The sequence below is a fragment of the Modestobacter lacusdianchii genome (genome assembly GCF_054177765.1).
In genome coordinates this window covers 48,262-71,020 of record NZ_JBJJTJ010000007.1, presented here as the reverse complement: position 1 = coordinate 71,020, position 22,759 = coordinate 48,262, and the positions used below count along the sequence as shown (strand labels likewise).

Below are 22,759 nucleotides of genomic sequence, written 5' to 3'. Positions count from 1 at the left end.
GAGGAGGACCCGGCCGTGCTGACCATCAGCCAGCTCGCGTCCTACGCCGGGGTGACCGTGCGCGCCGTCCGGCACTACCACGCGACGGGCCTGCTGCCCGAGCCCGGCCGGGACCACTCCGGCTACCGGCGCTACGACGCCGCGGCCGTCGTGGAGCTCATCCGGATCCGCACCCTGGCCGAGGCCGGGGTGCCGCTGGCCCGGGTGCGGGAGCTGCTGGCGGCTGACGAGGCGGACTTCGCGGCGGCGGTCGAGGAGGTCGACCGCCGCCTGCGGGCGGAGATCCGCGACCGCCAGCGGCACCGGGAGCGGATCGCCCAGCTGGCGGCGGGGGAGAGCCTGGTGCTGCCCCCGCTGGCGGTCGCCTACCTGGGTCGGATGCGCGAGCTCGGCTTCCCGGAGCGGCTGGTCGAGATCGAGCGGGACAGCTGGATCCTGATCGCGGCCCAGGCGCCGGAGCAGGTGGCGCCGATGATGGCGGTGAAGCACGCGCAGATCGAGCACCCGGCGCTGCGCCGGCTCTACCTCGACCTCGGGGAGCTCGCCGACTGCACGGCCGACGACCCGCGGCTGCCCGGGCTCGCCGACCGGGTGGAGGCCTTCCTCGCGGAGGCGGCCGTGGTGTCCGCCGGGGCGGAGGAGCAGCCGATCAGTCGCGAGCTGATCGCGCTGCTGGACGCGGCGTTCCTCGAGCACTTCCCCTGCGCGCCGCGGCTGCTCCGGCTGCTGGAGCAGCGCGGCTACACCGGCTGGACCGACATCCGGCGCACCCGCCCAGCCGGCTGACCCGTGCCCGGCCGGGCCGGCTGACGGGGCAGCTCGGTCGTTCCCATGCCGCCCGTGGTGGACTGGCACGGAGGCCCCGGGGCGGCAAGGGGTCCCGGCCCGAACGGTGAGGCGGAGCATGCGGCTGGTCCTGGTACGGCACGGGCAGACGGCGTCGAACCTGGTGCACGCCCTGGACACCGCGGCGCCGGGTGCCGCGCTGACCGACCTCGGCCGCCGACAGGCGGCCGAGCTGGTGGACGACCTGGCCGGCGAGCGGATCGACGTCCTGGCTGCCTCTCCGCTGCTGCGGGCGCAGCAGACCGCCGCGCCGCTGGCTGCCGCGCGGGAGCTGCCGGTGCGCACCCTGGACGGGCTCCGGGAGATCAGCGCCGGTGACCTGGAGATGCACACCGGCGCCGAGGCCGGCGCCCGGTACCTCGAGGTCGCGTTCTCCTGGGCCGACGGCGCCGCGCCGGACCGGCTGCCCGGTGGGCCGGCGGGTGAGACGGTGCTCGGGGCGTTCGACGCGGCGGTCGCCACCTTGGAGGCGGTCGCCGGCACCGCCGTCGCGGTCAGCCACGGCGCGATGATCCGCACCTGGCTGGCCGCGCGGGCAGCCGACGTGACGGTCGAGGACGTCCGCAGCCGCCCGCTGGCCAACACCGGTGTCGTGACGCTGGAGGGCAGCACGGCGGACGGCTGGCAGCTGCTGAGCTGGCGCGAGCGGTCCAGCACCGAGCAGCCGCTCACCGGCACGCACGACGCCGGCGGTGCGCCGCTGCCGGAGTGACCGCGGTCCCGGGCGCCGAGCCGCCGCCCTCGTGGTTCGCGGGCCTGGCGCTGCTGGCCTCGCCGGTCCGGGCGATCGGCCCGCCGGCCGGTCGCGTCAGGCGGTGCGGTGCGTCGTCAGCTGGGCGGCCAGCGTGTCGGCGAAGCCCTCGGCGACGGCGAGCTGGTCGCGCAGCGCGGTGACCCGGGCGATGGCGGCCTCGTGGAACATCTGCAGCCGGTCGACCAGCGCGGCCCGGTCGCCGTCGCCCCGGCCGAGGTCGTGCAGCAGGGTGAGCAGCTCCTGCATCTCCTCCAGCGAGAAGCCCAGCGGCTTCATCCGCTTGATGACCTCCAGCCGTTCGACGTCCTGGTCGCTGTAGAGCCGGAAGCCGCCGTCGCTGCGGGCGGTCGGCACGACCAGTCCGGTCTCCTCGTAGAAGCGGATGGTGCGCAGGCTCAGCCCGGTCCGCTCGGCGACCTGGCCGATCTGCACCAGCCCGTCGCGGGGCAGCTCCGGGGCCTCCGGGCCCTTCCCGGCGGGCATCAGTGGCTGCTCAGCTGACCGGCGTGCCGCTGGTAGCGGGCGGCCGAGTGGTCGCTGAGCCCGACGACGGTGGCGGACTTGCCGCGGGTCTCGTACTTGTGGGTGATCGCGTCCAGCGCGGCGACGGTGGAGGCGTCCCAGACCTGCGCGCCGGAGAGGTCGATGACCACCTGCCGCGGGTCGCCGGCGTAGTCGAACTGCGTGGTGAGGTCGTTGCTCGAGGCGAAGAACAGCGCGCCGCGCACCTGGTAGACCCGGCGCCCGTCGGCGTCGGTGGTGGCGGTGACCTGCACCAGGTGGGCCACGCGGCGGGCGAAGAGCACGCAGGCGACCAGCACGCCGACCCCGACGCCGATGGCCAGGTTGTGGGTGGCCAGCGTGACGGCCACCGTCGACAGCATCACCGCCGTCTCGCTGCGCGGCATGGTGTGCAGGGTGCGCAGGCTGTGCCAGTCGAAGGTGGCGATCGACACGAAGACCATCACGGCCACCAGGGCGGCCATCGGGATGATCGCCACGACGTCGCCGAGCACGACCACGAGCACGAGCAGGAACGCCCCCGCCAGGAAGGTCGACAGTCGGGTGCGGGCGCCGGACTTCACGTTGATCATCGTCTGGCCGATCATGGCGCAGCCGCCCATGCCGCCGAACAGGCCGGAGGCGATGTTCGCCGTGCCCTGCCCCCAGGACTCGCGGGTCTTGTTCGAGGGGGTGTCGGTGAGGTCGTCGACCAGCTTCGCGGTCATCAGCGACTCCATCAGCCCGACGAAGGCGACCCCGAGGGCGTAGGGCGTGATGATCGACAACGTCTCGAGGGTGAACGGGACGTCGGGGAGCAGGAAGAACGGCAGCGTATCGGGCAGCTCGCCCTGGTCGCCGACCGTCGGCACCGCGATGGCGGCGACGACCGTGATCACGGTCAGCACGATGATGCTGACCAGCGGCGCCGGCACCACGGTGGTCAGCCGGGGGAGCCCGAAGATGATGAACAGCCCTGCGGCGGCCATCGGGTAGACCAGCCACGGGACGTCGACCAGCTGCGGCAGCTGGGCGGTGAAGATCAGGATGGCCAGGGCGTTGACGAAGCCGACCATCACGCTGCGCGGGATGAACCGCATCAGCCGGGCGAAGCCGGCCAGGCCGAGCAGCACCTGGAACACCCCGCCGAGGACGACGGCGGCGAGCAGGTAGCTCAGCCCGTGGTCACGCACCAACGGGGCGATGACCAGGGCGATCGCGCCGGTGGCCGCGGTGATCATCGCCGGGCGGCCGCCGGTGAAGGCGATGACCACGGCCATCACGAAGGAGGAGAACAGCCCGACGCGCGGGTCGACGCCGGCGATGATCGAGAAGCTGATCGCCTCGGGGATCAGCGCCAGCGCGACGACGAGGCCGGCCAGCACCTCGGTGCGGGCGACCGACGGCGTGAGCCAGCTCGGCCGGCGGAGGGCGGGGGGTGCAGGCAGGGAGGACATGCCACCGTTCCGGGTCGTGCGCACGGACGCGCAGGGGGAGCCGGAACAGCGGTGGTCCGGGTCGGGACGGCACCACGGCCGTCCGAGTCCCCTCCATCCTGACCCTCACGTCAAGGAAGGGTTCCCTCGGGTGGCTGGCCGGACGACCGCCCTCGCCGGTCCGGGCAGGGCGGTCGTCCGGGGCGGCCGGCTCAGGCGTCGATGACGACCGGGATGACCACCGGCGCGCGGCGGTGGGCGCGGTTGGCCCAGCCGGCCACGGCGCGGCCGATCAGCTCCTCCAGCTGGGCGGCGTCGGTGACCCCGTCCGCCGCTGCCCGGGCGAGCTCCCGCTCGATCACCGGCACCGCGGCGTCGAAGGACTCCGCCTCGTGCACGAACCCGCGGGCCAGGAAGTCCGGTGCCTCCGCGAGCTGACCGGTGTCGGCGTCCACGATGGCGACGACGGTGATCACGCCCTCCTCGGCGAGGGTGCGGCGGTCCTTCAGCGAGGCCTCGGTCGCCCCGCCCACGGTGTTGCCGTCGACGTAGACGTTGCCGGCCGGCACCTTGCCGGTGACCGAGACGCGGCCGTCGACCAGGTCCACCACCACGCCGTCCTCGGCGATGACGACCCGCTTCGGGTCGACACCGGTACGGATGGCCAGGTCGGCGTTGGCCCGCAGGTGGCGGGACTCCCCGTGCACCGGCATGACGTTGCGCGGCTTGACGATGTTGTAGCAGTAGACGAGCTCGCCGGCGCTGGCGTGGCCGGAGACGTGCACCTTTGCGTTGCCCTTGTGCACCACGTTGGCGCCGATCCGGGTGAACTCGTTGATGATCCGGTAGATGGCGTTCTCGTTGCCCGGGATCAGCGAGCTGGCCAGCAGCACGGTGTCGCCCTCGGAGATCCGGATGACGTGGTCCCGGTTGGCCATCCGAGACAGCGCCGCCATCGGCTCGCCCTGCGACCCGGTGCAGATCAGGCAGACCTGGTCGGCGGGCAGCTTCTCCAGCACCTTCAGGTCGACGACCAGGCCCTTGGGCACCCGCAGGTAGCCCAGGTCGCGGGCGATCCCCATGTTGCGCACCATCGAGCGGCCGACGAAGGCGACCTTGCGGCCGTGCTCGTGTGCGGCGTCGAGCACCTGCTGGATGCGGTGCACGTGGCTGGCGAAGCTGGAGACGATGACCCGCTTGGGCGCGGTGCGGAACACGGTGTCGATCGCCGGGGTGAGCTCGCCCTCGGAGGTGGTGAACCCCGGGACGTCGGCGTTGGTGGAGTCGGTGAGGAAGAGGTCGACGCCCTCCTCGCCCAGCCGGGCGAACCCGCGCAGGTCGGTGATCCGCTGGTCCAGCGGGAACTGGTCCATCTTGAAGTCGCCGGTGTGCAGCACCAGCCCGGCCGCGGTGCGGATCGCCACCGCGAGCGCGTCGGGGATGGAGTGGTTGACCGCCAGGAACTCCAGGTCGAAGGGGCCCAGCCGCAGCTCGTCGCCCTCGGCCACCTGCTCGGTCACCGGGGTGATCTTGTGCTCCTTGAGCTTGGCCTCGATGAAGGCCAGCGTCAGCTTCGACCCGACGACCGGGATGTCGCGCCGCTCGCGGAGCAGGTACGGGACGCCGCCGATGTGGTCCTCGTGCCCGTGGGTGAGCACGACGGCGACCACGTCGTCCAGCCGGTCCCGGATGGAGGTGAAGTCGGGGAGGATGACGTCGATCCCGGGCTGGTGCTCCTCGGGGAACAGCACGCCGCAGTCGACGATCAGCAGCTTGCCGGCGTGCTCGAACACGGTCATGTTGCGGCCGATCTCACCCAGGCCGCCGAGGGCCACCACCCGGAGGCCGGCCGCGGGCAGGGCCGGGGGCGTCCGGGGATCTCGACGCGTTCTGCTCATGATCCTGACGCTACGTCAGCGGCCCCCGGCTGCGGCGCAGGGTAGCGGGGTGGTGCCTCCGCGGCGCGGGACCGGTGGCCGCACCGCCCGGGCCGGCTCAGTCGTCGGAGCTGCTGCGGTCGTCGGCCGCGCGCTGCCGCTCGATCCGGTCGAGGACCGTCTTGCGGCCCTTGCCCAGGTCGCGCTCGGCGTGCTCGGCCCGGTCCAGCTGCTCATCGCCGTGCATCCCGGCCACCCGCCGTCGCGCCTCGGGCGCGGGGACGTCGACCAGCTCGGCGGCCGCCCGTGCCTCCCGGGCCGCGGCGGTGTTCGGCACGTGCTGCTCCTCCCCGGACCTCTTCGCCTCGTCGGTGGCGCGCTGCTCCTCCGGGCTGAGCAGCTGCCACGCGGCGTCGGGCAGGTAGCGCCGTGTGCTGCTGTCCTCGTCCCGGGCCGACGCATCGCCGTCGGCGGCGTGCCAGTCCTGGTCGGTCCACTCCTGGAGGTGGCGCTGGGACTCCGTCCGCTCGCCCTCGTGCCGGTAGCCGCCGCCGTGCTGCTCGTACTCGCTGACCAGCAGCTGGCTCTTCCGCGCGCTCCACTGGCCCGGCCGCCCGCCGCGGTCGCCGGACTTGATCTCCTCCTTGAGCCGGGCGCGCAGCTCCGGGTCGGTGTAGTCGTCCGCGTAGTCCTCCGCCGTCTTGCCGCTCATGGCGACCGCGGTACCCCGCTGCCGGTGGTCCGACGCCCCGGCGTGCGGCTGCTGCCGGGGCGTTCGGGGTGGGGCCCGGTCCGGCCTGGCCCGGGCCGCGTCGGCGGCGCACACTGGGTCGGGGACGGTCCACGCGGCGGTCCGGACGTGCAGGCCCGACGAGGAGGACGCCGCGTGCAGGAGACGACCCCGACCAGTGGCGCGCGTGCCCGGCAGCGGCGCGGGCGGCTCGCCGGTGTGCTGCTGACCGGCGTCCTGGGCTGGGCGGTGCTCCCCGGCGTGGCCACCGCCGCACCGTCGGACGAGCAGCTCGCCGCCGCCCAGCGCGCTGCCGACCAGGCCGCCGAGCAGGTCGGCGCGGCCCTGGCCGAGCAGGGGGCCGCGCAGGCGGCGATCGGCACCGCGCAGGCCGACGCCGCGGCCGCCCGGGCCCGCTACGAGCAGGGGCTCGCCGAGCAGCGCACCGCGGAGCAGGCGGCGGCTGCCGCCACGGTCGTCGTCCGGCAGGCAGCGGAGGAGGCGGACGCCGCGCGCGCCGAGGTCGCCGCCTTCGCCCGGGACACCTACAAGGGGAGCACGACGTCCCCGGGGCTCGCGGCGCTGGTGACCGCGGACGACCCGGCGGAGGTGCTCGAGCGGGTGGCACTGCTCGGCGCGGTCGGCCGCAGCCGGGGCGAGGTCGTCGACGAGCTCACCGGCGCGCGGCAGCGCGCCGCCGAGGCCGCGGCCACCGCCCAGGCCGCGCTCGAAGAGACCGCCGCCCTCGCCGACCGGGCGGCGGCCGACCTCGCCGCCGCCGAGCAGCAGGAGGACGACGCCCGCCGGCGAGCCGCCGAGCTGCAGGCCGAGCAGGCGGCGACCCAGGCCCGGCTCGCCGCCGCCCGGACCACGCTGGTCACCCTGGAGGTCGAGGTCGAGGCCGAGGCCGAGGCCGAGGCGGAGGGCGCGGCCCAGGCCGCAGCGCCGCCGGTGCCCAGCACCCCGACGCCTGCCCCGCCGCCCGCTCCTCGCCCGGCACCGGCCCCAGCGCCCGCACCGGCGCCCGCCCCCGCCCCGCCGCCGGCTCCCGCCGGGCACGACTGGGACGCCGTCGCCCGCTGCGAGTCCGGCGGCAACTGGAGCATCAACACCGGCAACGGCTACTACGGCGGCCTGCAGTTCGGCCAGCAGACGTGGGTCGGGCACGGCGGCACCGCCTACGCACCGCGCGCCGACCTGGCCACCCGCGAGCAGCAGATCGCCGTCGCCGAGGAGGTGCTCCTCACCCAGGGCGCCGGCGCGTGGCCGACCTGCGGCAAGAACCTCTGACCCGCGCCCTCCCGCAGGCAGCCCCCTGCGCCGGGCACCCCGTCGAGTGCGGGCCGCCAGGCGCGCTTGATCGCGCGAAAGCGCGTGTGCTTGATCGCGCGAAAGCGCGTGTGCTTGATCGCGCGGAAGTGCGTGTGCTTGATCGCGCGGAAGTGCGTGTGCTCGATCGCGCGGAAGTGCGTGTGCTCGATCGCGCGAAAGCGCGTGTGCTCGATCGCGCGGAAGTGCGTGTGCTCGATCGCGCGGAAGTGCGTGTGCTCGATCGCGCGGAAGTGCGTGTGCTTGATCGCGCGGAAGTGCGTGTGCTTGATCGCGCGGAAGTGCGTGTGCTTGATCGCGCGGAAGTGCGTGTGCTTGATCGCGCGAAAGCGCGTGTGCTCGATCGCGCGGGAGGGTGCGTCCGGTGCCGGCCGCCAGGCCGGTGCAGGGTGTGCGCCGCAGCACGCCGAGCCGGCGGGGACCGGACCAGCCGGTGACCCACGACCACGGAGGAGACCCCATGCCGACCGACCGGCTGCTGGACGACGCGACCCGGGTGGCCGACGCCCTGCTCGAGGTGCAGACCCGGGTGAACGCGCAGGTCGACGCCACGCTGCGGGAGCTGCTGCCCGAGGTCGCCCGGGGGCTGGGCGTGGCCCCCGCGCCTGACGTCGACCTCGCCGACCTGGTGAACGCCCGGATCACCGGGCTGAGCGTCGTGGTCACCCCGGCTGCCGTGGCGACGGTGGTGCCGCTGTCGGCCGAGTCGGTGGCCACCACCCGGGAGGCGCGGCGCGCGATGACCGCGATCGTCTCGGGGGCCGACGACCGGCTGGCCGTGATCGCCGGCCCCTGCTCGGTGCACGACCCGGCCGCCGCGCTGGAGTACGCCGCCTTCCTCGGCCGGATGCGGGCGCGGCACGGCGCGGACCTGGAGATCCTGATGCGGACCTACACGGAGAAGCCCCGCACGGAGGTCGACTGGAAGGGCTTCGCCTACGACCCGTTCCTGGACGGTTCCAGCCGGATCAGCGTCGGCCTCGTCGCCACCCGGATGCTGATGGGCCGGATCACCGCCCTCGGCGTGCCGGTGGCGGCGGAGCCGCTGAACGCGCTCACCCCGCAGTACGTCGACGGGCTGGTCACCTACAACGGCGTCGGGGCGCGCAACGTCACCGACCAGACGGCCCGGGAGCGGGTGTCCGGCTTCTCCTCGGTGGTCGGCTTCAAGAACTCACCGGAGGGCAGCATCGACGTGGCCGTCCAGGCGGTGCTCACCGCGCGGGCGGGCCACCAGTTCCTCGGGGTGGACCGGCACGGCGTCAGCGCTCAGCTGTCGACGACCGGCAACGACACCGGCCACGTCATCCTGCGCGGTGGCAAGGACGGCCCCAACCACTCGGCGGCGCACATCGCGGCGACGAAGCAGGCGCTGGCCGCGCGCGGGCTGCCCGAGGTGGTCGTCGTCGACGCCTCGCACGGCAACAGCCGGAAGGACCACCGCCGCCAGGCCGACGTCGTGCACGACCTGGCCGGGCAGCTGGCGGCCGGCGAGCGTGCGATCCGCGGGGTGATGCTGGAGAGCAACCTGGTCGCGGGCCGGCAGGACCTGGACCGCCGCCACCCGGAGGCGCTCGAGTACGGCGTGAGCGTCACCGACGCCTGCGTGGACCTGCAGACGACCGAGCAGCTGCTGGCGGAGCTGGCCGAGGCGTCCCGGGCGCGGCGCGGCGCCTGACGCGCCGCGACCGCTGCGCCGCCTCGCCGGACCTGCGCCGCCTCGCCGGACCTGCGCCGCCTCGCCGGACCTGCGCCGCCTCGCCGGACCTGCGCCGCCTCGCCGGACCTGCGCCGCCTCGCCGGACCTGCGCCACCTCGCCGGACCTGCGCCGCCTCGCCGGGAGCTGGGACCCGGCGAGGCGGGGACCGGCCCTCAGCCGGTCGCGGCCAGCCGCGCCGCCGAGGTGACGTCGACGGTCAGCACGCTGGGCAGCCGGTGCAGCCGGGCGGCCACCAGGTCGGTCTCGCCGGGCGCGGCGAGCAGGTCGACGCTGACCGTCCACCGGTCGGCGCCGGCCTCCTCGGCCGCCAGCCGGGTGAAGACGTGCTGCCGTCCGGTGAGCAGGCTCAGGACGCGCTGCAGGCCGAGGGCGTCGGTGACGACGACGCGCACCTTGGCGGCGTCGCGGGGGGAGGTGTGCGGGGCGGGCATGGGTGCCTCCGGGCCGGACTGGCCCTGGTCAGCGGGGAGCGACCTCGACCGACGTGCGCACGGACCCGGCGGCGCGAGAGTCAGTCGCCGACGGGCCCGCAGGTAATCAGCTGCCCGGCCACAGGGCCACGGTAGCCCGCTGGTGACCGGCGCCACAACCACCCGCCGGTGCCGGCGTGGCCCCGTCAGGGGCTGTCACGCCCGTGGCAGGGCATCGGCCCTGGTCACCGCGGAGCCACCTGTGGGACGGTCACCCGCGTGACGAGCGCACCGGACGCGCGGCAGCAGCGGCTGGCCGACCTCGCGCGGCTGCGACGGGTCCGCGACCGCATCGACCGCGAGTACGCCCAGCCCCTCGACGTCGAGGCGCTCGCCCGGGGCGTGCACCTGTCGGCCGGGCACCTGAGCCGCCAGTTCCGGGATGCCTACGGCGAGCCGCCCCACGCCTACCTGATGACCCGGCGGATCGAGCGGGCGATGGCGCTGCTCCGCCGGGGCGACCTCAACGTGACCGAGGTCTGCTTCGCGGTCGGCTGCTCGTCGCTGGGCACGTTCAGCACCCGCTTCACCGAGCTGGTCGGGGTGCCGCCGAGCGTCTACCGGCGGGTGGCGGCCGGCCCGGGCGCGGGGCTGCCGTCCTGCGTCACGAAGCAGGTCACCAGACCGGTCAGGAATCGAGAAGCACGGACGGCTGCGCCGTCCCTAGCGTGACCGGCATGGACCTCACCATCCACTCCAGCTTCCTCCCGCACACCGACCCCGACGCCTCGCTGCTGTTCTGGCGCGACGTCCTCGGCTTCGAGGTGCGCCTCGACGTCGGGTACGAGGGGATGCGGTGGATCACCGTCGGCCCGACCGGCCAGCCCGACACCGCGATCGTGCTGCACCCGCCGGCGGCCGGCCCGGGCCTCACCGACGACGAGCGCCGCACCATCGAGGAGCTGCTGGCCAAGGGCAGCTTCTTCGGCGTCAACCTGGCCACCCCCGACCTGGACACCACCTTCACCGCGCTGGCGGCCGCCGGTGTCGAGGTGGTCCAGGAGCCGACCGACCAGCCCTACGGCCTGCGGGACTGCGCCGTCCGCGACCCCGCGGGCAACATGATCCGGATCCAGGAGAGCCGGTGAGCGCCCACGCCGGCCGATCTGCGCCAGGCTGACCGAGCGCCCGGCCGACCGCGCGCCAGGCCGACCGAGCGCCACCACCGCCCCGCCCGGAGAGGAGAGACGTGAGCACCGCACCGGAGCACGCTGCCGACCGCCACGACCGGATCCGCGTGGTGGGCGCGCGGCAGAACAACCTCAGGGACGTGAGCCTCGAGCTGCCCAAGCGCCGGCTGACGGTGTTCACCGGCGTCTCCGGATCGGGCAAGAGCTCGCTGGTGTTCGGCACCATCGCCGCCGAGTCCCAGCGGCTGATCAACGAGACCTACAGCTCGTTCGTCCAGGGCTTCATGCCCAGCCTGGCGCGCCCGGACGTCGACGTCCTCGACGGGCTGACCACCGCGATCATCGTCGACCAGGAGCGGATGGGCGCCAACCCGCGGTCCACCGTCGGCACCGCCACCGACGCCAACGCGATGCTGCGCATCCTGTTCAGCCGGCTCGGGCAGCCGCACATCGGCTCACCGCAGGCCTTCTCCTTCAACGTCGCCTCGGTCAGCGGTGCCGGAGCGGTCACCTTCGAACAGGGCGGCAGGACGGTCAAGGAGCGCCGCGAGTTCAGCATCACCGGCGGGATGTGCCCCCGCTGCGAGGGCATGGGCCGGGTCACCGACATCGACGTCAGCCAGCTCTACGACGACGCCAAGTCACTGAACGAGGGCCCGTTCACCATCCCCGGCTACAGCGCCGACGGCTGGTACGGCCGCATCTACAGCGGCTGCGGCTTCTTCGACCCGGACAAGCCGATCCGCGAGTTCACCGAGACCGAGCTGCACGACCTGCTGCACAAGGAGCCGACCAAGATCAAGGTCGACGGGATCAACCTGACCTACGAGGGCCTGATCCCCAAGATCCAGAAGTCGATGCTGTCGAAGGACCGGGAGGCGATGCAGCCGCACGTCCGGGCGTTCGTCGACCGGGCCGTCGTCTTCACCACCTGCCCGGAGTGCGACGGCACCCGGCTCAGCGCGGCGGCCCGGTCGTCGAAGATCGACGGGGTCGACATCGCCCAGGCCTGCGCCATGCAGATCAGCGACCTGGCCGACTGGGTGCGCAAGCTGGACGAGCCTGGGGGCACCTCCCGCGCGTACCGTGGCGCGAGCCACGCGCGGGGGGCGGTGGCCCCGCTGCTGGCCGGGCTGGGGGAGACCCTGGACTCCTTCGTGCAGATCGGCCTGGGCTACCTCTCCCTCGACCGGCCGGCCGGCACGCTGTCCGGCGGCGAGGCGCAGCGCACCAAGATGATCCGCCACCTCGGCTCCTCGCTCACCGACGTCACCTACGTCTTCGACGAGCCCACCATCGGCCTGCACCCGCACGACATCGCCCGGATGAACGACCTGCTCCTGCAGTTGCGCGACAAGGGCAACACCGTCCTGGTCGTGGAGCACAAGCCGGAGACGATCGCGATCGCCGACCACGTCGTCGACCTCGGCCCCGGAGCCGGGACCAACGGCGGCGAGATCTGCTTCCAGGGCTCCGTCGAGGGGCTGCGCGCCAGCGGCACCCTCACCGGCCGGCACCTGGACGACCGCGCGTCGCTCAAGCCCGCGGTGCGCACGCCGTCCGGCGTCCTGGAGGTCCGCGGTGCCAGCACGCACAACCTCCAGGACGTCGACGTCGACATCCCGCTCGGGGTGCTCGTGGTGCTCACCGGGGTGGCCGGGTCGGGCAAGAGCTCGCTGGTGCACGGCTCCGTCGCCGGCCGGGACGGCGTCGTGACGGTCGACCAGACCCCGATCCGCGGCTCGCGGCGCAGCAACCCGGCCACCTACACCGGGCTGCTCGACCCCATCCGCAAGGCCTTCGCCAAGGCCAACGGCGTGAAGCCCGCGCTGTTCAGCGCGAACTCCGAGGGCGCCTGCCCCACATGCAAGGGCGCCGGGGTGATCTACACCGACCTGGCGACCATGGCCGGCGTCGCCACCGTCTGCGAGGAGTGCGAGGGCCGGCGGTTCATGGCCTCGGTGCTGGAGCACCACCTCGGCGGCAGGGACATCAGCCAGGTGCTCGCCATGTCGGTGGCCGAGGCCGAGGAGTTCTTCGGCGCCGGGGGGGCGCGCACCCCGGCGGCGCACAGGATCCTCACCAACCTGGCCGACGTGGGGCTGGGCTACCTCACCCTGGGCCAGCCGCTCACCACGCTGTCCGGCGGGGAGCGGCAGCGGCTCAAGCTGGCCACCCAGATGGCGGACAAGGCCGGCGTCTACGTGCTCGACGAGCCGACCACCGGGCTGCACCTGGCCGACGTCGAGAACCTGCTCGCCCTGCTGGACCGGCTGGTCGACGGCGGCACGTCGGTGCTGGTCATCGAGCACCACCAGGCGGTGATGGCGCACGCGGACTGGATCGTCGACCTGGGCCCCGGCGCCGGCCACGACGGCGGGCGGGTGGTGTTCGAGGGCACCCCGGCCGACCTGGTGGCCGCCCGCGCCACGCTGACCGGCGAGCACCTGGCGGCCTACGTCGGCAGCTGAGGCCGGCTCCGCGCCGCCAGGCCGGGCGCACCAGCCGGTCGACCAGCACGCCGGGCACCGGCCCGGGCGGTCCGGTGCGGCCCCGACACCACGCGGGGCGACCACCCGGGCGGTCGGTGGGTGCGTGCGCTGGCCGGGGCCGGCCGACGCGGGCTCAGGCCTCGGCGAGCAGCCGGCCGAACGCCGCCGACCGTCGCAGCGCGACCTCCCGCCCGCCCAGCGCCGCGACGTCCAGGTGGTCACGGACCAGCTCCAGGGCCGCTCCGGACAGCGAGGTCACCGACCCGGCGTCGATCACGTCGACCCGCACCGGCTCCCGGCCGTAGCGGCGCTGGAACGCGAGCACCGCCTCGGCGTCCACCGCGCCCGCCAGGCACAGCGCCCGGCCGTCGGCGGTGTTCAGCAGCCGGACCAGGCCGCGCTGCGCGAGCGGGGGCGACGTCACCGGGTCAGTCTCCCGCCGCTCCCGTCGCACCGCCCGGTCGACGACCGGCACCGGCCCTCGCCCGGGTGTGACCTGAGCCCACCGACTAGGTTCACCTCGACGAAACGCACGGTCGGCTCGATGAGGTGGGCGCAGTGGGCAGGTCGGTGCTGGTGACCGGTGGCAACCGGGGGATCGGGCTGGCGATCGCCCGCTCGTTCGCCGAGGCGGGTGACTCCGTGGCGGTGACCCACCGCGGCAGTGGTGCTCCCGAGGGGCTGTTCGGCGTGCAGTGCGACGTCACCGACGCCGCCGCCGTCGACCGCGCGTTCACCGAGGTCGAGGAGCACCAGGGCCCGGTCGAGGTGCTGGTCAGCAACGCCGGCATCACCCGCGACGGGCTGCTGCTCCGGATGGGCGAGGACGCGTTCACCGACGTCATCGACGCGAACCTCACCGCGGCCTACCGGGTCGCCAAGCGCGCCGCGCCCAAGATGGTGCGCGCCCGGGCCGGGCGGATGGTGTTCATCTCCTCCGTCGTCGGGCTGCTCGGCTCGGCCGGTCAGGTCAACTACGCGGCGAGCAAGTCCGGCCTGGTCGGGCTGGCCCGCTCGATCGCCCGCGAGCTGGGCACCCGCAACATCACCGCGAACGTGGTGGCGCCGGGGTTCGTGTCGACCGACATGACCGCGGAGCTGCCGGAGAAGCGGCAGCAGGAGATCCTCGGGCAGGTGCCGCTGGGCCGGCTCGCCGAGGCAGACGAGATCGCCGGCGTCGTCCGCTTCCTGGCGAGCGACGCGGCTGGGTACATCACCGGGGCGGTCGTCCCGGTCGACGGCGGACTGGGGATGGGGCACTGACATGGGCATTCTGGACGGCAAGAAGATCCTCATCGCGGGTGTGCTGACCGAGGCCTCGATCGCCTTCTCGGCGGCGCGGATCGCGCAGGAGCAGGGCGCCACCGTCGTCCTGTCGAACTTCGGGCGCGCGTTCTCGCTGTGCCAGCGGATCGCCAAGCGGCTGCCGCAGGAGGCGCCGGTGGTCGAGCTCGACGTCACCGACACCGAGCACCTGTCGACGCTGGCCGACCGGCTGCGCGAGCACGTCGACGGCCTGGACGGCGTCGTGCACTCCATCGGCTTCGCCCCGCAGGAGGCGATGGGGGAGGGGTTCCCCGAGGTCGCGTGGGAGCACGCGGCGACGGCGTTCCAGGTCTCGTCCTGGTCGCTGGCCTCCCTCACCCAGGCCTGCCGCCCGCTGTTCGGCGACACCGCCTCGGTGGTCGGGCTGACCTTCGACGCCACCGTCGCCTGGCCGGTCTACGGCTGGATGGGCGCGGCCAAGGCGGCGCTCGAGTCGACCTCCCGCTATCTCGCTCGCGAGCTCGGCCCGGAGGGCGTCCGGGTGAACCTGGTCGCCGCCGGCCCGCTGCGCACGATGGCGATGAAGTCGATCCCGGGCAGCCAGCAGTTCGAGGAGGCCTGGGAGGGCCGTGCGCCGCTGGGCTGGTCGGTCACCGACACCGAGCCCGCGGGCAAGGCCGTCGCGGCCCTGCTGTCGGACTGGTTCCCGGCCACCACCGGCGAGATCGTGCACGTCGACGGCGGCTTCCACGCGGTGGGCGTGTGACCGGGATGCCCGCGTCCGACCTCTCCCGACCGCGCTACCCGCTGCCGGAGGGCGCCTCGATCACCCCGGCCGGCCAGCAGCCCGACCAGGAGCCCTCGCTCGCCGTCCGGAACAACGGCGGCGTCGCCCCGTCGCCCGCCCCCGCACCGGCCGGCCGGCGGGAGGCGCTGCTGGTGCTCGGCTTCGGTGGCCCCGAGGGCCACGACGACGTGATGCCGTTCCTGCTCAACGTCACCCGCGGCCGTGGCATCCCGCCGGAGCGGCTGGAGGCGGTCGCCGAGCACTACCACCACTTCGACGGCGTCAGCCCGATCAACGACCAGAACAAGGCGCTGGTCGCCGCACTGGAGGGCGAGCTCGCCGCCGCCGGCATCGACATGCCGGTGTACTGGGGCAACCGCAACTGGGCGCCCTACGTCGAGGACGTCTGGCGGCAGATGGCCACCGACGGCATCGAGCACGCCTACGTGCTGGCCACCTCCGCCTACGCCTCGTTCTCCGGCTGCCGGCAGTACCACGAGGACGTCGCCCGGGCCCGGGTCGCGCTCGAGCTCGACCCCACCGGCCCGGCCGGCCCCACCGCGGAGAAGCTGCCGCACTACTTCGACGCACCGGGCTTCGTGCAGGCCAACGCCGACGCGCTCGCCGCCGCGATCGCCTCGCTGCCCGACGAGCTGTGCGGCAGCGCCCGGCTGGTGGCGACCGCGCACAGCATCCCGAACGCGATGGCCGCCGTCGCCGGACCGCAGGGCGGGGCCTACGAGGCGGAGCTGCAGGCGGCCGCGCAGGCGGTCGTCGACGCCGCGGCCCCGGGGCGGCCGTTCGACCTGGTCTGGCAGAGCCGCAGCGGGCCGCCGTCGGTGCCGTGGCTGGAGCCCGACGTCAACGACCACCTCCGGGCCCTGGCCGAGTCGGGGGAGAAGGCCGTCGTCGTCTTCCCGGTCGGGTTCATCAGCGACCACCTCGAGGTCATCTGGGACCTGGACAACGAGGCGGAGGAGACCGCCGGCGAGCTCGGCCTGGCCTTCGCCCGTGCGGCGACGGCCGGCACGCACGAGGCGTTCGTCCGGTCGCTGCGGGAGCTGCTGGAGGAGCGGCGCGCCGGCGGCGAGCCGCGCCTGGGCACGAACTGCCCGGCCTCCTGCTGCTTCGTCCAGCGCCCCGCCCGCCCGGCCGCGTCCAGCGCTTGACCACCCGTTGCTCCCGGCGCCGCCGGGAGCAACGACCGGGCGGCCGACCGTCAGCCGCGCGGCACCCAGTTGTAGGCGGCCACCGTCGCCTCGCGGACGGCGGTGGCCAGCGGGCGCAGCGCCTCGTCCCGGGCCGCCGCCTGGGCGTGGGTGACCGCGGCGCCGGGGGCGTCGGCCATCGCCAGGTCGAGCACCTGACGCAGCCGCTGTGCCCGCCCGAGCACCGAGACGGCCAGCGGGTCGTGGTCCTCGGGCAGCCCGGGCGCCCGGACGCCCTTGGCCAGGCCGGCCAGCAGTGAGGGGACCTCGGGGTGCCAGCGGGCCAGGTCGAGGGAGGCCAGCGTGCGGGCGGCGTCGCCGACGGCGAGGTCCAGCGCCCCGGACGCCGCCCGCAGCGTCCCCTCGACCGCGGGGGCGGCCGGTGGGGCGCCGTCCAGCGACACCGCCGTCCAGGCCACCATCTCCGTGCCCAGCTCCTCGGGCACGAGGGCGACCCGGGCGCCGACCGCGACCTGGCCCGACTCCAGGGCCAGCGCGGTCAGCGCGGGCACGGCCGGCACGCCGCGGGTGTCACCGGGGGTGGGGAGGACCAGCCGCAGCCGTTCCTCCCCGAGGCCGCGCAGGGCGCTCAGCGCTCGGCCGAGCGGCACCGCCTCGTCGGTGCCCGGCATGCCGGCGACCCGGTGGGCGGTGGCCCCTGTCGTGGCGTCCAGCGCGTCGTCGTAGGAGCAGCGGCCGGTGAGCCAGGCGGTGGCCCAGACGGCGAACCGGCCGGCGGCGAGATCGTGCACGGTCGTCGAGGCTACGACGGCCCCGCCACCCACCCGCAGCCGAGGGGCATCGTCCGGACGCGGGTCCCGGTGGACCGCCCGCGGGGGCCGGTCCGTGCCAGACTGCGGAGCGTGCCTGCCTGGTTGCTCTGGTTGATCGCCTCCGGCCTGTTCGCCGCGGGCGAGGTCGCCAGCCTGGACCTGGTGCTGCTCATGTTCGCCGGCGGCGCCCTCGGCGGGATGAGCGTCGCCCTGCTCGGCGGGGCGGTGTGGCTGCAGCTGGTGACCTTCATCGTGGTCGCCGCGGGCCTGCTCGTGGTGGTCCGGCCGATCGCCAAGCGGCACCTGGTCGACCGCACGCCCGAGCAGATCGACGGGGTCGCCAGCTACGTCGGCCGCACGGCCGTGGTGAGCCAGCGGGTGGACGAGCACGCCGGCCGGGTGCGGATGGGCGATGACGAGTGGACCGCGCGCACCCAGCTCGACGGGGAGTCCTACGAGGTGGGCGACGAGGTCCGGATCGTGCAGATCGAGGGCCCGATCGCCTACGTCAGCCACACCTGAGGGTCGCGATCGGGTGACGCGCGGACCCGGAGGGGTGACCCACCGTTCCGGAAGAGGCAGGATCGGTGACACGCACCACCTCCTAGGAACGGAGCACCTCCCTCGTGGAACCCGCCCTGATCGCGCTGATCGTGATCGCCGTGCTCGTGGTCTTCGTGCTGGCCAAGAGCGTGACGATCGTCCCGCAGGCGCAGGCCAAGGTCGTCGAGCGACTCGGTCGCTACAGCCGCACGCTCTCCCCGGGCCTGGCCCTGCTGGTCCCGTTCGTCGACCGGGTGCGCGCGACGATCGACCTGCGTGAGCAGGTCATCTCCTTCCCGCCGCAGCCGGTCATCACCGCCGACAACCTGCAGGTGGGCATCGACACCGTCGTCTACTTCCAGGTCACCGACCCGCGGCTGGCCGTCTACGGCATCGCGAACTACATCACCGGCATGGAGCAGCTGACCACCACGACGCTGCGCAACGTGGTCGGTGGGCTCAACCTCGAGGGCGCGCTGACCGGCCGGGACGGCATCAACTCCCAGCTGCGCAGCGTGCTCGACGGCACCACCGGGCCGTGGGGCCTGCGGGTGGCCCGGGTGGAGATCAAGGCGATCGACCCGCCGCCGTCCATCCAGGACTCGATGGAGAAGCAGATGCGCGCCGACCGCGACAAGCGCGCGGTCATCCTCACCGCCGAGGGTCAGCGGCAGTCGGCGATCACCACCGCCGAGGGCCAGAAGGCGGCGGCGATCCTGTCGGCCGAGGGCAAGAAGCAGGCCGCCATCCTCGACGCCGAGGCCGAGCGGCAGAGCCGCATCCTGCGCGCCGAGGGTGAGCGGGCCGCGCTGTTCCTGCAGGCGCAGGGGCAGGCGAAGTCGATCGAGACGGTCTTCCAGGCCATCCACGACGGCAAGCCCGACCAGGGGCTGCTGGCCTACCAGTACCTGCAGACGCTGCCGAAGATCGCCCAGGGCGACGCCAACAAGATGTGGATCGTCCCGAGCGAGTTCAGCAAGGCGCTGGAGGGCCTGTCCAAGCTGGGCGGCGGCTCCGAGGACGGTGAGAGCCGCTCCTGGCTCGACGTCGGGGAGTCCTCCGGCGGCAGCGGTGGTGGCGACGGCGCGCGTCCGGGGCTGGACACCAGCACCTGGTTCGAGTCGCAGCTGCCCCGCGCGGCCGACCAGCCGGAGGCGAAGATCGAGCTGACCAGCATCGCCGACCAGCCGGCGGGCACCACCCCGCAGATCCCGACGCCGCCGCCGCTGTCGCAGGTCAAGCAGGACGTGCAGGAGAGCGGCCCGGCCGCCGACCCGCGCAACCGCCGCCCGGACGACGACCCGCCGCAGCTGCCGGCGTCCTGAGGCACGCAACGCCGATGGCCCAGAACTCGACGAGTTCTGGGCCATCGGCGTGTTCGGCCCCCTTGCCGGGCCCCGCCGCGAGCTCGCGAGTGGTGGGGGGCAAGGGGGTCCTTCGTCAGTCCTTGAGCAGGCCCTCGCGGAGCTTGGCCAGCGTCTGGGACAGCAACCGGGAGACGTGCATCTGGGAGATGCCGATGTCGGCCGCGATCTGCGACTGGGTCATGTTGCCGAAGAACCGCAGGATCAGGATGCGGCGCTCGCGGGCCGGGATGGTGGCCAGCAGCGGCTGCAGCGACTCGCGGTACTCCACGCCCTCCAGTGCGGCGTCCTCCTCGCCCAGCGTGGCCGCCAGGGTGGGGGAGTCCTCCTCACCGGAGAGCCGCTCGTCCAGCGAGCTGCTGCGGTAGGCGTTCGCCACCGCCAGCCCCTCGAGGACCTCCGCGCGCGGGATGCCCAGGTGCTCGGCCAGCTCCGACGGGGTCGGGGCGTGCCCGTTCTTCTGGGACAGCTCGCTCACCGCCGCGTTCAGCGACAGGTGCAGCTCCTGCAGCCGGCGCGGCACCCGCACCGACCAGCCCTGGTCGCGGAAGTGCCGCTTGATCTCACCGGTGATCGTCGGGACGGCGAAGGACAGGAACTCCACGCCGCGGGTCGGGTCGAACCGGTCGATCGCGGCGATCAGCCCCAGGGTGCCGACCTGCAGCAGGTCGTCGAAGGGCTCACCGCGGTTGCTGAACCGGCGGGCGAAGTGCCGCACCAGCGGCAGGTGCTCCTCGACGAGGACCTCCCGCAGCCGCTCCCGGCGCGGGTCGCCCTTGTCCAGCGTGGCGAGCTCGGCGAACAGCGGCGCGGTCCGCTCGGCGCGCTTGCGGTTGTCCGACATCGGCACCGGGTCGGCGGCCGCCTCCGTGCTCGCGGCGGGCTCCTCGGGGGCGGCCGGGGTCGTCCCGGTCTGGTCCGGGGTGGGCTCGTCGTTCATCGGGCTCGCCTCCGGTGCGGTGTCGCCGACCGGGGGTGTGTCGCCGGCGGCGCTGGGGCGCGCGGCCTCACCGGCGCCCAGGACGGTGTCGTGGGCGGCCGGCTGGTCAGTGGCAGCCGACCGGGTCACCGTGCGACCGACACGTCGCTGTCGGGCTGCCCGGTCAGGGCGTCGAGCGCGCTGTACCGGCGCAACTGCTTGACCAGCGAGATGCAGGCCACCGGGGTGGCCGAGCCGTCGCCGGCGAGCACGGTGGCCTGGGTGCTGGGGCCGGCCTCGACGGTGTCGACGAGCGTGTGCAGCACCGCCCAGCCGAAGCCGTCGCGGGGCACGTCGACCCCGGCGGCCGTGGGCACCCAGGCGTCGATCCGGAGGCCGTCCCGGCTGGCCTCGAAGACCACCGTCAGGGGCGAGTCGCCGAGCACCACGGAGGAGAGCGTCGCGCAGGCCTCGTCGACCGCGAGGCGGAGGTCCTCCACCGCGTCCAGGTCGAGGTCCATCCGCAGCGCCAGGTCAGCGGCCATCGCGCGCACCGCGGGGAGCTGGGTGGGCGAGGTCGGGACCCGCAGCTCCAGTCGCTCGGTGCGCCGCTCGCCGGTGGCGGCGGCCGTCGTGTCGCCCATGCGTCGTTCGCTCCTTCGTCGTCCGCGCGCCCCCGGACGGGAGCGCGGTGGTCCATCATCGCGCACCCGCCCGCCACTCCGTCAGGAGCGCGAGCGACGAGGCGGTCGCCGTGCGGTGGTGCCCGGGCCGAGCCCGGTTCCCCGACGTCCGACCGACCACCGGGGTGCCATGCCCAGCGCGGACGGCGGTCAAACCCCCGACCGGCGACGGGCCGGCCGCGGTGACCGTCCGGGGTGACCCGGACCGGTGCAGGGTTTGAGGCGACCCGGTCGTGCCCATCCCATGGGCGTGAGACTCCGCCGCAGTGACGTGCACGCCCCGGGCTGGACCCGGCGTCGCGCCGGGCGCGGCTTCGCCTACCACGACTGCGACGGCGTCCTGATCAAGGACGACCGGCTGGACCGCTTGCGGTCCCTGGCGATCCCGCCGGCCTGGAAGGACGTGTGGATCTGCCCGTGGCCCAACGGGCACATCCAGGCGGTCGGCACCGATGCCGCCGGTCGCCGGCAGTACCGCTACCACGACGAGTGGCGGGTGAAGCGGGACGCGGCCAAGCACGAGCGGGTGCTCGAGATCTCCCACCAGCTGCCCGACGTCCGTGACGAGGTCGTCGCCGCGCTGCGCACCCGAGGGCTCAACCGGGAGCGGGTGCTGGCCTGCGCCGTCCGGCTGCTGGACCTCGGGGCCTTCCGCGTCGGCAGCGAGCAGTACGCCGAGGACAACGGCACCTACGGGCTGGCCACGCTGCGCCGGGAGCACGTCTCGGTGCGCGGCGAGCGGGTGTTCTTCCACTACACCGCCAAGGGCGGCATCGACCGGGAGGTCGAGCTGCTCGACCGGCCCACCGCCACCGTCGTCCGGCAGCTGCTCCAGCGCCCCGCGTCGCAGGGCGGCGAGCTGCTGGGCTACGAGCTGGCCGACGGCACCTGGCACGACGTCACCAGCGACGAGATCAACGCCTACCTCAAGGAGGTCAGCGGCGCGGAGATCACCGCCAAGGACTTCCGCACCTGGACGGCGACGGTGATGATGGCCGCCACCCTCGCCGAGGCACCGCCGCCGACGAGCAAGACGGCGCGGCAGAAGCTGGTGCGCCAGGCCTACGTCAAGGTCTCCGAGCAGCTGGGCAACACCCCGACGGTGTGCAAGAACAGCTACGTCGACCCGCGGGTCGTCGACCGGTACGAACACGGTGAGACCGTCGTCGAGGCGCTGGCCGAGGCGGCGAAGGCCCCCGACGACCGGACGGCGCAGCGGACCATCGAGCAGGCGGTCTGCCAACTGCTCAGCGCCTGAAGAAGGACCCCGTCGCCCCCCACGCCTCGCGAGCTCGGCGCGGGCCCCTGCGACGGGGCCGCTGACGGTGGGGGCCGACGACGACGGCGCCCCACCTCGGGAGAGGTGGGGCGCCGTCGTCGTGGTGCGGCGGGCCTGGGCTCAGGCCTTCTCGGCGATCGTGAAGAGGTCGATCAGGCCGGTGACCTCCAGCGGGCGGGTCACGGCGCGGGTGTTGGCCACCAGCCGCAGCCCGACGTCGCGGGAGCGCGCCGACTTCTGGGTCTCGACCAGGACGGCGAGGCCGGCCGAGCCGAGGAACTGCACGCCGCACAGGTCGATGACCAGCGCGGACGGCTGCTGCTCGAGCTGGGTGTCCAGGGACGCCCGCAGCACGGGGGCGGTGAAGGTGTCGACCTCGCCGACGACCGTCACGGTGACCGTGCCGTCGTCGTCGGTGGACGTCGACAGCGTGATCACGTCGTCGAAGGGCGCTTCGTTGGCATCGGCCGGGGCCGACACGTCAGAGCCTCCGGCGGGTGAGTCGGATGAGGTCACGGACTGCAGCTCCTCTCAGCGGCGGTGCCCGTCGGGCACGCATTCGCCAGGACAACGTACCGCTGCACGTCGTCCTGGCCCAGGCGGCCCCGGGCACCGAGGTTCCGGACACGCCTCCCCGGGACGTCCGGGCAG

Annotated in this window: 24 protein-coding genes; 14 read left to right on the top strand and 10 right to left on the bottom strand. The window is 74.2% G+C overall.

The window, feature by feature from the left end; genetic code table 11:
* The first annotated feature begins 15 nt into the window (after positions 1-15).
* Together ACJTNH_RS06995 and ACJTNH_RS06990 are read left to right on the top strand one after the other, a co-directional pair.
* A complete protein-coding gene (locus ACJTNH_RS06995; protein WP_458173981.1) occupies positions 16-786 on the top strand; it encodes a MerR family transcriptional regulator in 771 nt (256 codons plus the stop codon).
* 118 nt (positions 787-904) lie between these two features.
* Positions 905-1,558, top strand: a complete 654-nt coding sequence (locus tag ACJTNH_RS06990; protein ID WP_458173979.1) for a histidine phosphatase family protein — start codon at positions 905-907, stop codon at positions 1,556-1,558.
* A 96-nt stretch (positions 1,559-1,654) separates the two neighbouring features.
* Here ACJTNH_RS06990 and ACJTNH_RS06985 read toward each other — a convergent pair whose 3' ends face one another.
* From ACJTNH_RS06985 to ACJTNH_RS06970, 4 genes are all read right to left on the bottom strand, one after another.
* Positions 1,655-2,083 (bottom strand): MerR family transcriptional regulator, encoded by a 429-nt coding sequence (locus ACJTNH_RS06985; protein WP_458173978.1) that lies wholly within the window; start codon positions 2,081-2,083, stop codon positions 1,655-1,657.
* Positions 2,083-3,558: a SulP family inorganic anion transporter gene (locus ACJTNH_RS06980; RefSeq protein ID WP_458173976.1), complete on the bottom strand. Its 1,476-nt coding sequence runs from the start codon at positions 3,556-3,558 to the stop codon at positions 2,083-2,085. Before ACJTNH_RS06980 ends, ACJTNH_RS06985 begins: the two co-directional genes overlap by 1 nt.
* Positions 3,559-3,749: 191 nt before the next feature.
* Positions 3,750-5,435, bottom strand: coding sequence for a ribonuclease J (locus ACJTNH_RS06975; protein WP_458173974.1), 1,686 nt, complete (start codon positions 5,433-5,435; stop codon positions 3,750-3,752).
* Positions 5,436-5,532: 97 nt separating this feature from the next.
* Positions 5,533-6,126 carry a hypothetical protein gene (locus ACJTNH_RS06970; RefSeq protein ID WP_458173972.1) on the bottom strand — a complete coding sequence of 198 codons (594 nt, stop codon included), beginning with the start codon at positions 6,124-6,126 and terminating at the stop codon, positions 5,533-5,535.
* A gap of 174 nt (positions 6,127-6,300) precedes the next feature.
* Here ACJTNH_RS06970 and ACJTNH_RS06965 point away from each other — a divergent pair, with 174 nt between their 5' ends.
* Genes ACJTNH_RS06965 through ACJTNH_RS06955 form a run of 3 tightly spaced genes read left to right on the top strand, consistent with a single transcriptional unit; the run spans position 6,301 to position 9,151 of the window.
* Positions 6,301-7,434 (top strand): transglycosylase family protein, encoded by a 1,134-nt coding sequence (locus ACJTNH_RS06965; protein ID WP_458173970.1) that lies wholly within the window; start codon positions 6,301-6,303, stop codon positions 7,432-7,434.
* A complete protein-coding gene (locus ACJTNH_RS06960; RefSeq protein WP_458173968.1) occupies positions 7,407-7,910 on the top strand; it encodes a hypothetical protein in 504 nt (167 codons plus the stop codon). The genes ACJTNH_RS06965 and ACJTNH_RS06960 overlap by 28 nt, the downstream gene beginning before the upstream one ends.
* A gap of 23 nt (positions 7,911-7,933) precedes the next feature.
* Positions 7,934-9,151, top strand: a complete 1,218-nt coding sequence (locus tag ACJTNH_RS06955) for a 3-deoxy-7-phosphoheptulonate synthase (protein WP_458173966.1) — start codon at positions 7,934-7,936, stop codon at positions 9,149-9,151.
* A gap of 195 nt (positions 9,152-9,346) precedes the next feature.
* Here ACJTNH_RS06955 and ACJTNH_RS06950 read toward each other — a convergent pair whose 3' ends face one another.
* Complete coding sequence (locus ACJTNH_RS06950; protein WP_458173964.1) at positions 9,347-9,625, bottom strand: hypothetical protein; 279 nt, start codon at positions 9,623-9,625, stop codon at positions 9,347-9,349.
* A 258-nt stretch (positions 9,626-9,883) separates the two neighbouring features.
* Here ACJTNH_RS06950 and ACJTNH_RS06945 point away from each other — a divergent pair, with 258 nt between their 5' ends.
* The 3 genes from ACJTNH_RS06945 to ACJTNH_RS06935 all read left to right on the top strand — a co-directional run bounded on the left by ACJTNH_RS06945 (position 9,884) and on the right by ACJTNH_RS06935 (position 13,265).
* Positions 9,884-10,336 (top strand): helix-turn-helix transcriptional regulator, encoded by a 453-nt coding sequence (locus ACJTNH_RS06945; protein WP_458173962.1) that lies wholly within the window; start codon positions 9,884-9,886, stop codon positions 10,334-10,336.
* A 5-nt stretch (positions 10,337-10,341) separates the two neighbouring features.
* The gene (locus tag ACJTNH_RS06940) at positions 10,342-10,752 is read left to right on the top strand and encodes a VOC family protein (RefSeq protein WP_458173960.1); all 411 of its coding nucleotides are present in this window, start codon (positions 10,342-10,344) and stop codon (positions 10,750-10,752) included.
* Between the two features lie 101 nt (positions 10,753-10,853).
* Complete coding sequence (locus ACJTNH_RS06935) at positions 10,854-13,265, top strand: ATP-binding cassette domain-containing protein (RefSeq protein WP_458173958.1); 2,412 nt, start codon at positions 10,854-10,856, stop codon at positions 13,263-13,265.
* A 154-nt stretch (positions 13,266-13,419) separates the two neighbouring features.
* Here the strand turns inward: ACJTNH_RS06935 and ACJTNH_RS06930 are convergent, their stop codons facing one another.
* A complete protein-coding gene (locus tag ACJTNH_RS06930) occupies positions 13,420-13,710 on the bottom strand; it encodes a hypothetical protein (RefSeq protein ID WP_458173956.1) in 291 nt (96 codons plus the stop codon).
* A gap of 134 nt (positions 13,711-13,844) precedes the next feature.
* On the opposite strand from ACJTNH_RS06930, the gene fabG reads away from it, so the two are divergent.
* Genes fabG through ACJTNH_RS06915 form a run of 3 tightly spaced genes read left to right on the top strand, consistent with a single transcriptional unit; the run spans position 13,845 to position 16,508 of the window.
* A complete protein-coding gene (gene fabG, locus ACJTNH_RS06925) occupies positions 13,845-14,549 on the top strand; it encodes a beta-ketoacyl-ACP reductase (RefSeq protein ID WP_222195855.1) in 705 nt (234 codons plus the stop codon).
* Position 14,550: 1 nt separating this feature from the next.
* Entirely contained in the window at positions 14,551-15,318 is a 768-nt protein-coding gene (gene fabI, locus ACJTNH_RS06920; RefSeq protein WP_458173954.1) for an enoyl-ACP reductase FabI, read from the top strand.
* Between the two features lie 5 nt (positions 15,319-15,323).
* Positions 15,324-16,508 carry a ferrochelatase gene (locus ACJTNH_RS06915; RefSeq protein WP_458173952.1) on the top strand — a complete coding sequence of 395 codons (1,185 nt, stop codon included), beginning with the start codon at positions 15,324-15,326 and terminating at the stop codon, positions 16,506-16,508.
* A 50-nt stretch (positions 16,509-16,558) separates the two neighbouring features.
* Here ACJTNH_RS06915 and ACJTNH_RS06910 read toward each other — a convergent pair whose 3' ends face one another.
* The gene (locus ACJTNH_RS06910; protein ID WP_458173950.1) at positions 16,559-17,299 is read right to left on the bottom strand and encodes a hypothetical protein; all 741 of its coding nucleotides are present in this window, start codon (positions 17,297-17,299) and stop codon (positions 16,559-16,561) included.
* Between the two features lie 111 nt (positions 17,300-17,410).
* On the opposite strand from ACJTNH_RS06910, the gene ACJTNH_RS06905 reads away from it, so the two are divergent.
* Together ACJTNH_RS06905 and ACJTNH_RS06900 are read left to right on the top strand one after the other, a co-directional pair.
* Complete coding sequence (locus ACJTNH_RS06905) at positions 17,411-17,842, top strand: NfeD family protein (protein ID WP_458173949.1); 432 nt, start codon at positions 17,411-17,413, stop codon at positions 17,840-17,842.
* Between the two features lie 104 nt (positions 17,843-17,946).
* Positions 17,947-19,188 carry an SPFH domain-containing protein gene (locus ACJTNH_RS06900; protein ID WP_458173947.1) on the top strand — a complete coding sequence of 414 codons (1,242 nt, stop codon included), beginning with the start codon at positions 17,947-17,949 and terminating at the stop codon, positions 19,186-19,188.
* A 115-nt stretch (positions 19,189-19,303) separates the two neighbouring features.
* On the opposite strand, the gene ACJTNH_RS06895 is transcribed toward ACJTNH_RS06900, so the two are convergent.
* Complete coding sequence (locus ACJTNH_RS06895; protein WP_458173945.1) at positions 19,304-20,296, bottom strand: SigB/SigF/SigG family RNA polymerase sigma factor; 993 nt, start codon at positions 20,294-20,296, stop codon at positions 19,304-19,306.
* Positions 20,293-20,790 (bottom strand): ATP-binding protein, encoded by a 498-nt coding sequence (locus ACJTNH_RS06890; RefSeq protein WP_458173943.1) that lies wholly within the window; start codon positions 20,788-20,790, stop codon positions 20,293-20,295. Before ACJTNH_RS06890 ends, ACJTNH_RS06895 begins: the two co-directional genes overlap by 4 nt.
* A gap of 289 nt (positions 20,791-21,079) precedes the next feature.
* On the opposite strand from ACJTNH_RS06890, the gene ACJTNH_RS06885 reads away from it, so the two are divergent.
* Positions 21,080-22,087, top strand: coding sequence for a DNA topoisomerase IB (locus tag ACJTNH_RS06885; RefSeq protein WP_458173941.1), 1,008 nt, complete (start codon positions 21,080-21,082; stop codon positions 22,085-22,087).
* Positions 22,088-22,228: 141 nt separating this feature from the next.
* Here ACJTNH_RS06885 and ACJTNH_RS06880 read toward each other — a convergent pair whose 3' ends face one another.
* Positions 22,229-22,624 (bottom strand): STAS domain-containing protein, encoded by a 396-nt coding sequence (locus ACJTNH_RS06880; RefSeq protein WP_458173939.1) that lies wholly within the window; start codon positions 22,622-22,624, stop codon positions 22,229-22,231.
* Positions 22,625-22,759 lie beyond the last annotated feature (135 nt).